The organism is Streptomyces sp. MS06 (assembly GCF_047200655.1).
Classification (GTDB): Bacteria; Actinomycetota; Actinomycetes; order Streptomycetales; family Streptomycetaceae; genus Streptomyces.
Genome location: NZ_JBJZOJ010000048.1, coordinates 24693 through 36096 on the forward strand (window position 1 = coordinate 24693; position 11404 = coordinate 36096).

Consider the following 11404-nt stretch of genomic DNA (forward strand, 5'->3'; position numbering starts at 1 on the left):
CACCGGGGACGGCGGCCCGGCCCACCGGGGGACGGCGGGCCGGCGATGCGGTGGCCCGCCGTCCCCGGGGTCGTTCCTCTCCTTCGGTGTCACGGCCTCCGGGGGGCTTCAGGCCGTGGTGCAGCTCGTGGGCTCGCTGTCGGACTCGTGGATCACCTTGACGGGCTGCGCCCCCGCGACCGGGATGGAAACGGTGGCGGGGACGGTCCACGCCACGCCGTGCACGTCGAAGGTCCACTCGCCGGTGACCTTGCGGCTGGGCCGGGAAACGGTGACCCATCCCCACTTGCCCGGCGGCACGTCCTGCCACAGGGTTTCGGTCCTGGTCTCGGACTCCCACCAGCCGGCGGTGTAGGTGGTGGTGAGTTTGATCGTCACCTTGCCGATGAGGGCGCCCGTGAGTTCACCGGTCTCGGCGGCGACCTCCAGGCTGTTGGCGATGGAGTAGGTCGTGCCCTTGGCGAGTTCGATGGCCGTCTGGAACCTTTGCTGGAGCGACGTGTCGTTGTGCCAGGGCGAGGTGTAGCAGCGTGCCGGTGAGGGGGCCATCGGGGACACGGAGTCCTGGGTCCAGGTGCAGGAGTTGGTGTCCTTGGCACACTGTGCGGAGGCGTGCTCGATGGCAAGCCGGAGGAGTTGACTGGATCCCTGATCGGCCTCGGGCAGCCGCGGGTCGTTGGCCCCGATGATCCACTGCTGGGTGGGGGCTCCGGTGCAGTGGACGGGCCGGACGGTCCCGCCGTCCTGGTGTTTGCCCGTGATGTCCAGGCATTTCCCGGTGGCCTCGTTGCGGATCAGGAAGACGCCGTTCTTGACGTTCCCGCTGGGGGTGACGTACCACTTCTGTGCCTTGGCGCCCGTGCAGTCGCGCGCGCCGGCGAGGTCGTGGGAGCCGTCGGCCGTGAGGCACTTGCCGTAGCCGCGGTTGTAGAGGGTGAACGTTCCGTCGGAGTGGTCCGGGCTGATTTTCCACAAGGGGGCCGCGGCATGTACCCAGTAGGCGACCAGCAGGCCGCCGGCTCCGGCGGGCGGGTACAGGTCGAGGTTCCTGTTGCCGACGGAGGGGGTTCTGATCTCGGCGCAGTTGAGGGAGTGCAGGGTGTCGGTGCCGCATGCGTCGATGCGGGAGTCGGCCTGAGCGGGAGTGACCGCGTGGGGGGTCAGGCCCGCGGCCGTCGCCAGAAGAGCTCCGACGGCGATGGCGGCCAGGCGTCTGCCGGTGTGTCGGCGTAGGGGTTTGTCACGACTGACATTCCACTTCCTGTCTCGGTGTGTGTCGGGGGTTGCGGACGTGAGCCGGTTCTGCGGGATCCTTCGCGTGCTCCGGGGTGCGGCGGCGGGCGCGGTCGGCGTCCGAGAACGCGTCCGGCCGTGGTGGTGCTCGGTGCCCGAGCCGGAGCGAGAGGCGCGGGACCCGCGGGTGACCGGGGCTGCGTGCCGGAGGGTGGCATCCGGCGTTCACGGGGCCGGTCGCAGAACGAACAGGAAGCTCGGCGAGGAGTAGTAGTTCGGCAGGTGGGCCAGGAAGGTTCCGGCGCCCGGCGGGTCCGACTTCGCCCAGTGCTCGGGCCCGAGCAGGTGCTCGGCGTAGTCGCTGCCCGTGACGGGGTGGACGAGGAAGACCCGGTAGGAGCCGGCCGGATCGCCGCTCGGCTCGAACCTCCACAGCTGTCGGGTGTCGCCGAGCGCGGCGCAGGACCTCATCTCCACGCGCACGATGTTTCCGGGCCGTGCGGTCCCGTCCAGGCAGGTGCCACTGCCGGCCCCGCGCAGCCGGTAGACGGACCCGCCGCCGGCCGCGGCCCGCTCCCACACCTGGACCGCGCCGGTGGCGCAGTCCTCCAGCCGCAGTGCCCCCTGCGCTCCGTCTCCGGCACCGACGCACAGGCCGGTGGCCCGGTTGACCAAGACGAACCGTCCATCGCCTCCGCCGGGGCGGGCCGTGGAGGACGAGGCGGTGGCACTCGGCCCGCCCGGGGCCCTCGCGGGCGAGGGCCGCCGTGTGCGCAAGGTGCCGCCCGGCGTGGGAGACGGGGCGGCGGGCGGCGTACCCGCGCGGGCGCGGGGGGTGTTGGTCACGACGAGCGGCCACCTCTGTATCTCGCCGGCCCGGTGAGCCACCGCTCCGCTGCCCGACATCGACACCAGAGCGCCCAGCATCACCAGAGCGGTCACAACGGCCCCGGCGGCCACGGACTTCACGGCCGGATGTCCCGCCCGCGTTCCTCCCCCGTCCACGGCGCCGTCCCCGGCTCCTTCCCCGGGCAGGCCTCCGGCCCGCCGCGGCGCGGGCGGGGCGGCGTGCTCGGCGGGCGTGGGAACGGGCGCGCGCAGCGGGCCCAGCGGCCACAGCAGCGCGGCGGCCAACCGGGCGCGGTCACCGGTGTGCAGGGCCCTGAGTTCGCTCTCGGCGCGGGTGCAGTCCTCGCACGCCGCCAGGTGCCGGCCCAGTTCGTCACCAGGGTGGGCCGGGTCCTGGCTGACGGACTCCCCCAGGGCCGCGGTCAGGTGGCGGCAGGCCCGCCGGGGCGCATCGGTGGCCCGGGAGCGCAGGTAGGAGGCGTACATCGCCAGGCGGGCCGGGCCGGTCAGGCAGTCCCATGGCCGCCCGGCAGAGTCCGGGGGCGGCGGCAGCGATGCACCGGGCAGAGGTGCGTCCACGGCCATGTGCCATACGGCCGCCTGCTGGATCGGCGGCAGGCCGCGAAGGGCCCGCAGCAGCGGCGCGTCCTCCTCCTGCGCAGCAACCGCCGCTCGGAGCCCGCCGTCCTGCGCCAGCGGCTCCAACCAGCCGGTGGCGTCGCCGCCGAGGTCGCCGCCGCGGGCGCCCTCGTACCAGCGGGCGGCCGTTCGCCGCGCGGCGCTCATCAGCCATGGGCGTACGCGGCCCGGATCGCTGCCGGCGCGCAACGCCTGCAGGCAGGCGTCGAACACCTCACGGGCGAAGTCCTCGGCCGCCGGGTCCTCCCGGCAGCACAGACCCGCGTACGCCCGGGCGGCCGACCGGTGACGGGCGGTGAACTCCGCCTCGGCCCGCGCACGTTGCCCACCGGCACTGGTGCCGATGAGCCGGACGAGTTCCTCGTCCGGTCTCCTGCTGTCTGCTGACACGAACCGATACTCCTTGCCTGCCAAGGGGGTACGACCGGTGGAAGGGGCGCGGCGGGCGGCTGCGGTGATCCGCGCAGAGCTGCGGCCCGGTGCAGCGTCCCGAGAGAGCAAGAGCTCGAAGGAAGAAAAGGGGGCGAGAGAAAGAGAGGGACGGCAGGTGGTCCCCGCCTCGGATGCACTGCCGGCCTCGGCGGAGAAAGCCGGGACCGAACGGCCACGCCGCGACCAGGTCCTCGGGCGCCGCGACCGGCGGGGCCCCGAGCCGCGGCGCGGCGAACCCGTGGGGGCGTCCTGTCGCGGAGAGCACGAGGTGTTCAGCCCGCGGCACGTTGCAGAGCGTGGAACGTGGCCGGCCCGCAGACGCCCGCCGGGTCCCCCCGGACACCGAATGCCCGTTGGAACTGGACCACCGCCGTACGCAGTCGCCCGGAGTACCAGCCGTCCAGGCGGTGGGACCAGAACCCGAGCAACTTCAACTGCGCTTGCAGCGCCCTGACATCGGCCCCCTTGTCCCCCGGGCGCAGGACGGACTGCGAGGACGGCGACCGCGTGGGCCGGGCGCTGGGTGTCGCGGGCGGCGGGACACGCGCAGGCGAGTCGTCCCCGTCCCGCCCGGGTGACGCAGACCGCTTCGGCGCGGAGGGAGGTGCGGTGGAGGGAGGCGGCGTGGACGGCTCGGGCGTGGGCAGGGACGGCGGGGGTGGAGGTGGGGGTGGGGGTGGGGCGGACCACGCGGATGCGGACAGGGTGGGGGTGGGGGACGTCGGCTGGACGGGCTCCGGGTCCGAGGTCGGCTGCGTGATCTTCATCGCCTGGCCCGACGGATCCTGCGATCCGGTACTCAGGTGCGAGGGGTTCGACAGCGCCGCCGCAGCAGCAGCGATCGCCCCGACGACCAGAGCCGTACCGGCGGCCAGTGGCAGACGCCGTCTGGGCGCCGCGTGCCGCCCCCCCGCGTGCCGGCCGCCCGCGCGCCCACCCGCCTGCCGGCGCACGGCCACGGATGTCTCGGGGCCGGTGAACCCGTTTTCCGCGCCGTACGGATATGCGCCCCCGAACAGGGGGTCCGCCTGCTCCCACACGGCCTCCCCGAGCGCTCCGGGAGCCTCCTGGGCCCAGGGCGGGCCCGCCTCGCCGAGATACGGGCGTATCCGCAACCGCCGGAACTCCTCGGGCACTTCCCGCGGATCGCCGCTCCACCACCCCGAGCGGCCCCCTGCACCCAGGACGAGCGTGCAGACGGGGCAGTCCTGCGATGCCGACACGGCACCACAGCGGGAACACCGATTCATGTCACCGATCCCTCTCGATTCCTGCGGGGCAACGCCCGTGGCTACGGCGCCGACCGCCATGGCGCTGGGCCCGTGAGGCGGGTAACCCGCGGCACGGCGGTGTTCTCCCGGCTCTTTCCTCGTGGCCGCGGCGCTGCCCGGTTGCACGCCGCGACCTCTGCAGCCGGCCCGGCCTGCGACGGACCGGCGCTCCACCCCGCACGTTCCCGAGCCGGCAGGGTTCCCGCTTCCGCGCCGTCCCGACCCCGCGCCGGCGCCCCGCCGTGCCCGTCTCAGGGTCTGTGAGGGATTCCTGAAGGGGCCACCGGCCGGGTGACGACGGACAGCGTACGCAACGCACGGACCGGCGCTGCCGCTGCCGGCACGGCCCACCACGCCGACTCGCCCGGGCAGAGGCCCCATTGGCTGCGGCGGGCCGCCCCGGCCTGTCCGGCACCGGCCCGAGCGCCTTCGCGGGCCGCCACCACGCCACGAGGAGATCGGGTTGCCGGGACCGACACCGAGCACCGGGCACGCCGCCGTCGCACCGGCCCGCATCAGCGCCGTGCTCCCGGGCACGGCGCCGTCACGCCCCCCCTGGGCCCTCGGCAGCCCCGGCAGGAACGCTCCCCGCACCCGCTGCGCACAGGCCCCGAAGGAGCATCCGCCCTGTACACAGCCCTGCAGGGGACTCTGCGAACGGGCGTTCCGGGCGGGCCGCCCGGCACGCCCGGTGTGGCCGGGCTGGGCAGGGCCTCGCGGTCGTCGTCCCTCAGGGAGAGGCCGTCGTCCGGCAAGGGCTCGCGGCACTCGGAGCAACGGCGGCATTCCGTGTTGCCGGCGGCGGACGCCGAGACGTATTCGGCCACCGCGCCCACCGCGCGGACCTGCCCGACCGGCAGAACGTCGTTCAGGGAGGGGGGAGTCGGCCCCGTCTCCGGGATCGGTCCCGGGCGACGAGGCGCCACCGACACGGGTACCGAAACAGGTATTTTGACCGAGGTCGGCAAGCCTGCCGGTGTCGCACAGTCGTCCCGTCGCCGACAAGGCGGCCCGAGGAGCCGGCGGGTGCGTGACCATGAGCCGCCACCAGCCGTCTCCGCCCCCTCCAGGCGCCTGTGCCGTCCGTCCCCTGCATCCCCGGCACGAGGGACGGACGGCGCGGGCGCCGCCCGGACCACCGGCCCGTGTCCGGCGATCGCCGGTCTGCCACCGTCGCGCAGGGACCGAACCAGTCGGCCCGACCCGACAGCCCCCGCACTCCTGCCTCCGGCGCTCCCCCTTCAGCCCATGAATGTGACACTCCTTATGAGACTTGCGGACACATCGCTCGAGTGGGTAGTGCCGGGCGTCGTCGGTGTGGCGGTCCTCGCTGCCGGGGCACTGTTCCTGCGCAGCCGCCGGAACAGCGCGCAGAACGAGGCGCAGGCCGACTCCTGGGAACGCGCGGAGGAACGGCGCCGCAGGAAGGAAGCCGTCTACGGGACGCTCTCCTACGCGCTCCTCTTCGGATGCGCCTCGGTGGCCGCGGCCCTGTCCTTTCACGGTCTGGTCGGTTTCGGCATGCAGAACCTCGGCCTGTCGGACGGCTGGGAGTACCTGGTTCCCTTCGGCCTCGACGGCGCCGCCATGTTCTGCTCCGTCCTGGCGGTGCGTGAAGCCAGCCACGGTGATGCGGCACTCGGTTCACGCCTGCTCGTGTGGCTGTTCGCAGGGGCCTCCGCCTGGTTCAACTGGGTCCACGCGCCCCGCGGCGGCGATCACGCCGGCGCTCCGGAATTCTTTGCGAGCATGTCGCTCTCGGCGGCGGTCCTGTTCGACCGGGCACTGAAACAAACACGCCGCAGCGCGCTGCGCGAGCAGGGTCTGATCCCCCGCCCCCTGCCCCAGATCCGCATGGTCCGCTGGCTGCGAGCGCCCCGCGAGACGTTTGCGGCATGGTCGCTGATGCTTCTCGAGGGCGTGCGCAGCCTGGAAGAGGCGGTGACAGAGGTGCGCGAACAGCGTGCGACTGCCGAACAGGCGGTCCTGCGCCGCCGGGAACAGGCGCGTCTGGAACGGGCCCGGCTCAAGGCGATCAGGCGGCAGGGCCGCTTCTTCTCCCGCGGCACACGCGCCTACCGGCTGTCCGGTGGGGACGGTACCTCCGATTCCGCAACTGGTGCGGAGCCCGCACCGGCATCGGTGCGGACACAGGCGGAGAAGGCAGCGGCCGCGGTGGCGGGGGGCGAGTAAGGCGCATGCCCGGGGGTCGACTCCGGTCCCGACAACGGCACCTCGGCACTTCCCAGACTCGACTCACTCGCACGCAAACTCGCAGCGACGAAGGGCGAATACGGGTGGCCACCGGCCGCCACCGATGCCGCCCCCGCCGGCATGCCCTGCCGCGTCGGGCGGGAGGCGCGAGGCCGGGAACGTGTCCACGGGCGCCTGGCGGACCTCCTCCGGTGGGGGCCGGGCGAGCGCGTCGTTGCTCTCTTCGATGTCGGCGCCCGGGAATCCACGAGTCCGTCAGCGCAGGACGGTGGCGGCGCAGGACGGGAGGGGAACGGGGAACAGGCGGGCTGGACGGCGGTGAAGAAGCTGGGGCGGCTGCGGGCCGCCTCGTGAGCGAGGCCTCCGGGCCGGGGCCGCCGGGGTGTGCGAACGATCTCGTCTCCGACGCTCCACGGGTCGCGTGGCAGTGCTGCCGACCGTTCGGGCACCCGACGGCACCGGCTTCCCGGCCGGTATGTATGGCGCGTCTCCGGCTCAGTCGGCGGTTCCGGCCCGCAGCGGACGAGGGCGGGGCCGGTACGTGCACGCCATCGGTGCAGGTGGCACAGCAGTCCGTGCTCCTTCCCCTCAGGGCTCCGGCAAAGTCGTCTGGTAGCTCTGTGACGCGGAGTCTTGCGGGTACGTGAGACGCGGGCGTGTTCCGGTCCGGGGCCGGCGTCTCCCCGGACGTGTACACCGGCAACCGCCGGTAGGTCTCGGTGCGCTGCGCAGGCACCTTGCCCGTGGTCCTGGTGCTCGTCGTGGTCGTCACCGAAAACCGTCTACCAGCGTGTTCACGACTGTCAGCCAACCTAACCGCCGTACTCCAACGGCAGGTTGGGAAAGGCTCAGCACGGGAAAGACCCTCGTCTCCCCGCCGTGAACGAGCTGGCCGTTAAGAGGGACGCAGCCCGTCCACGGTGCGGAGGGCCGCGGACGCTCTGCGTGAAGAGGGACCGCTCTACACCGCGCTCGGGCAAGGCTCGTTCGTGAAAGGCGACGAGCAGGCGGGGCGGTCGTCGTCATCCGGTGCCCGTCGGGGTGCCCGGCCATGAGGGCGTACCAGAGGAGGCCTGCTGCGTGCGGCGGCCTGAGGCGGCGGCGAAGCCGTACGGGCTCGGGTGCCACCGGGAGTTCTCCCGTCTCCGGAGCCCGGAAGCGGGTAGTGCCATGGGCATTCCCCACGATGTCACTGAACCGCAGCACGGCGGAATATGAGGTCACGCCCTGCTGGGTCGGGACCCCGGGACCAGATCCCCGGCCTCGTGGGCTCGCGGGGCCGACGGACACGCCACAGGAACTCTCGTCGCTGCCGGGCCCCGCAGAAGTCCCTTCCGTGCAAGCAGCAAGGAGAAACGCCTGTGAGAGGTCTTCTCGGACTTGGTTCGGTCCGCAGACGGTTCGTCGGTTCCGTCTCGGGGGCAATCCTGGTGACAGGTGCGGGGATGTCTCCCATAGCCGTCACCCCGGCTCATGCAGGGAGCAATGACATTTGTGCCGACAACACCTACCTCACGCTCAACTGCTCCAACGTGTACCTGCCTTCGCTATACAGCCTCAACGTGACCGCAGCCGATTCGTATGCGACGCTCTCGTCGCACAATGACGCCTCCCGGTACTGGGCATTCATTCCCGACACCTCCGACGGAACCCTCAGATTCATCAACAAGAGGTTCGGGACGTGCCTTACATCGCCGCACCCCCCCCGCTGGACTTTCAACGGACCCACCTGGCAAGAGTCCTGCGGCAAACCCCTCTGGCCGTCGCTCCAGAAGTGGTATCTCCAACCCGTCAAAGGCATCGATGGCTATGCCCCTGCGTACATGATTCGAAACGAGTTCTCCGGGAAATGCCTCGATGCCACCGGAGCACGCTATGAGGATGGCACCGTCATCCGGGCTGACGACTGTCACGGCGGCGAAAACCAGCAGTGGATATTCAACGCGATAAGGGCGCTTCCCAATCAGTCCACGGGCGAGCAGGTGCTGAAAACCCTCGCCATCGAACACGCCGTCAAGCAGTGCCAGAAGGACACCCACTTCTGCGACTGGACCCAGGAAAACCTCACGCCTGACGTGAAGTACGGGCCGAAGTACTGCTTCGCAGGCCCCTGGTACAACGACCAAACGGGCACGGGTGGGTCGCAGGATGAAGGTAGGGTACTTGTTACAGAAGAGACCGTCAAAGGTACGAGGGACTCGATTACCAACAGCTTGGAAGTCTCGGCGGAGGGTAGTCCTTTCGGCGGCCTCTTCGGGAAGGTGGCTGCCAAGTACACGTTGTCACAAACACATGAATGGTCGACTTCCAACAGTAGATCGGTATCCCACTGGGTACCAACCCCCCCGGGTATGTGGACGTGGGTCGAGGCGAGCCAGAAGGTGCGTGACGTCACCGGAGAATGGACTTTCGACGTCAACGGCAAATTCCCGTGGAAAGTCCACAAGACAATTGCCCTCCCGGTCGTCGACTCATGGCCTGCCACTGAGAGGAAGAGCGAACCCACAAGGTCGGGGATCTGCTGACGTCGTCGGCAACCGGGGCTGAATCCTCGTCTCAGTCCCGCTGACGGAGCGCCTCCGGCAAGGCAGGGCCCGCCCCTCTCTTCGGCCCGGTCGTCTGTGGCCGGTGGCGCTCCGTTGCGGTCGAGACCGCGTTCAGGGGCACTTCCGGCATATGGCCCACTGAACCGTTCCCATCCTGTCTCTGCGGCGCGAGATGGCAAGTCAGCGGAGTGGCGAAACGGGGCGAGGCTCCTGGTCGTTGCAGTGGTGTTCTCTACGCACCACGCCACGTCCGAGGAGCCTCGCCTGGTCCCGCATCGTGCCACGATCGACGTCCCTCATGTCATGGTCGAGCACGCCTCCTGACTCATCCATGCCCGAAGGTGTGAACGCGGCTCGCGATGGTGCAGGTTGAGGTGCTTCGATCAAAGATCCGTGAAGATCACGGGGCGCCGTGACGATGGGTGGCCGGTGCGCCGAGACGGCGAGGGCCCCGCGACGGATTCGACGGCACCACGCGGGCCAGTTGCAGGCGGTCGGAACGCAGCCCAGCCGGCACCCAGACGGAATCCCCGCGCTCCGGCCGTCACCGGGCACACCGCGACCGCGAGCAGCGCGCCCACCGGGTGGCGGACCCCGCGCCGACGGCGCGGATCGGGCGTCAGGCCCAGCAGGTCGACGACGGGCTTATGCTCCAGAACGGGCGTGCGAGCAGGCGCGGAGATGCGAGACGATGGCATGGCGCGGGCGTTGTTCCCTGGTCGGGCGGAAGGCGTAGGAACCTCCATCCAACCGGACCGGAACACGCCCGCACACCTCACGCACCCGCAAAAACTCCACGTCACAGAGCCACCAGACGACTCTGTCGGAGCCCTGTCCTTCCTGGGGGCGACGCCGCCGGGTCTACCGGTGGGTCGCCCGCTGCCGGCGTTTGAACTCGTCCAGCGGGTCTCCGTCCAGGGACCAGGGCCAGGGCGTCACCACGCTTCCGATGGCCTCGAAGACCGTGGCCGCGTCCGCCGCGCGGCGCGCGGCGGACAGCGCGTAGGCGAGGGTGTTCAGATCCGCCAGAGCTGCCGAGTGCGTGAGGAATCCCGGTTTCGGCCAGTGGTTCAATGCGCGGTCCAGTGCTGCCGACACCGTGTGCTGCGACCAGTACGACGGGGCCGTCACGGCGGCCACGCCCCCTCTGTCGAGAGCCCTCCGGTAGTGATTGACATGCGCAATCATCTCGATCCCGATGCAGGGCGAGTCCGCTGGGACCGCGCATCTCACCGCGTCGACGAACTCGGTGACCCGGACGTAGGAACCGCCGTTGTCGGGTGAGAGGTGGTCCAGCATCTGCAGATGCGCCTGGCGATTCCATCGATCCCGCGAGACTGCCTCGTTCCAGGCCGTGAAGATCTCCCGTTGCGGAAGGTGCGCGAGACACGAAATCCCGATCATGAGCGCCCACGGGGTCGGATCCGGCGGGTTCAGTTCGGCAGCGGTGCGACACAACTCGATGAGCGATGAGGGCTCGGCCACGGCCCCGTACTCGCGCATCCTGACGTACCCCGAGCAGGCATAAAGAATGAGCGCATCCGGGTTCTTCGGCTCCCGGGACAGCCAGCGTGCAGGAATGGCGGTGTGCGCCAGGGATCCGGCAAGAGTGGAGAAGCGGTGCTGCCTTCGGTCCCAGTTGGAGCCGCTCTGTTCGAACAGGCCCGACAATCGGCTCGCGTAGAAGGAGTCCCCCCTCGCAAGGGCCCACTTCCCCGGCACATCGAGGGACTTGACCAGCCTCCCGAGGATCACGTCGTCGAGTTCGGGGCTCAGTCGCCACCGGCCGCGGTCAAACACAGAGATTTCACATCCATGGACGAATATGCAAACTGATTGTCGGACAGGTGCCTGAGGTGTTGAACCAGCCAGGAATTCACGTCCCCACCCGAGACATCGAGGCCGGACGAGGGCAGCGGGACCGGGCCGGCTGCGGACACGCGGACAGCGAGTTGCGGAGCCCGCACTCTCACCTCGGCCCGCCGCCCCCGCACCTGGCGCACCCCCTTTCGGGCATGCGACGCAGTTCCTGCGGCCGGTCGTGTCGGGCCCGGTCAGAGGGCCGCGGCGCAAGGGCGGGCACGTCCCGCCGCCCCTGGCAGAGCGCCGCCCGCAGGGCCCGACGCCTTCATTCGGGGGCCAAGGACCACGAGGGCGTCGGGGCACCCGGGGGGAGGGGGAGGGGAGAAGTGGTCGGCGGCGCTCGACCGATCCGCCGAA

General features: G+C 70.9%; 5 protein-coding genes and 1 pseudogene. 2 read left to right on the forward strand and 4 right to left on the reverse strand.

Going from position 1 to position 11404, the window contains the following annotated elements:
- Positions 1 to 108: 108 nt before the first annotated feature.
- The 3 genes from ACL02U_RS23590 to ACL02U_RS23600 form a co-directional block, all read right to left on the reverse strand.
- A complete protein-coding gene (locus ACL02U_RS23590) occupies positions 109 to 975 on the reverse strand; it encodes an RICIN domain-containing protein (protein WP_412792906.1) in 867 nt (288 codons plus the stop codon).
- 483 nt (positions 976 to 1458) lie between these two features.
- The gene (locus tag ACL02U_RS23595; protein WP_412792907.1) at positions 1459 to 3111 is read right to left on the reverse strand and encodes an RICIN domain-containing protein; all 1653 of its coding nucleotides are present in this window, start codon (positions 3109 to 3111) and stop codon (positions 1459 to 1461) included.
- 314 nt (positions 3112 to 3425) lie between these two features.
- Positions 3426 to 5462, reverse strand: a complete 2037-nt coding sequence (locus tag ACL02U_RS23600; RefSeq protein WP_412792930.1) for a peptidoglycan-binding domain-containing protein — start codon at positions 5460 to 5462, stop codon at positions 3426 to 3428.
- Between the two features lie 228 nt (positions 5463 to 5690).
- On the opposite strand from ACL02U_RS23600, the pseudogene ACL02U_RS23605 reads away from it, so the two are divergent.
- Positions 5691 to 6722: pseudogene (locus tag ACL02U_RS23605) on the forward strand (DUF2637 domain-containing protein); the annotation flags it as partial.
- Positions 6723 to 7999: 1277 nt separating this feature from the next.
- Positions 8000 to 9163 carry an RICIN domain-containing protein gene (locus ACL02U_RS23610; protein WP_412792908.1) on the forward strand — a complete coding sequence of 388 codons (1164 nt, stop codon included), beginning with the start codon at positions 8000 to 8002 and terminating at the stop codon, positions 9161 to 9163.
- An 882-nt stretch (positions 9164 to 10045) separates the two neighbouring features.
- Here the strand turns inward: ACL02U_RS23610 and ACL02U_RS23615 are convergent.
- Positions 10046 to 10984: a hypothetical protein gene (locus tag ACL02U_RS23615; protein ID WP_412792909.1), complete on the reverse strand. Its 939-nt coding sequence runs from the start codon at positions 10982 to 10984 to the stop codon at positions 10046 to 10048.
- Positions 10985 to 11404 lie beyond the last annotated feature (420 nt).

Excerpts from the sequence above, each read along its gene's own strand:
- ACL02U_RS23600 (WP_412792930.1), bottom strand. The coding sequence starts at position 5,462 with ATGGTCACGCACCCGCCGGCTCCTCGGGCCGCCTTGTCGGCGACGGGA.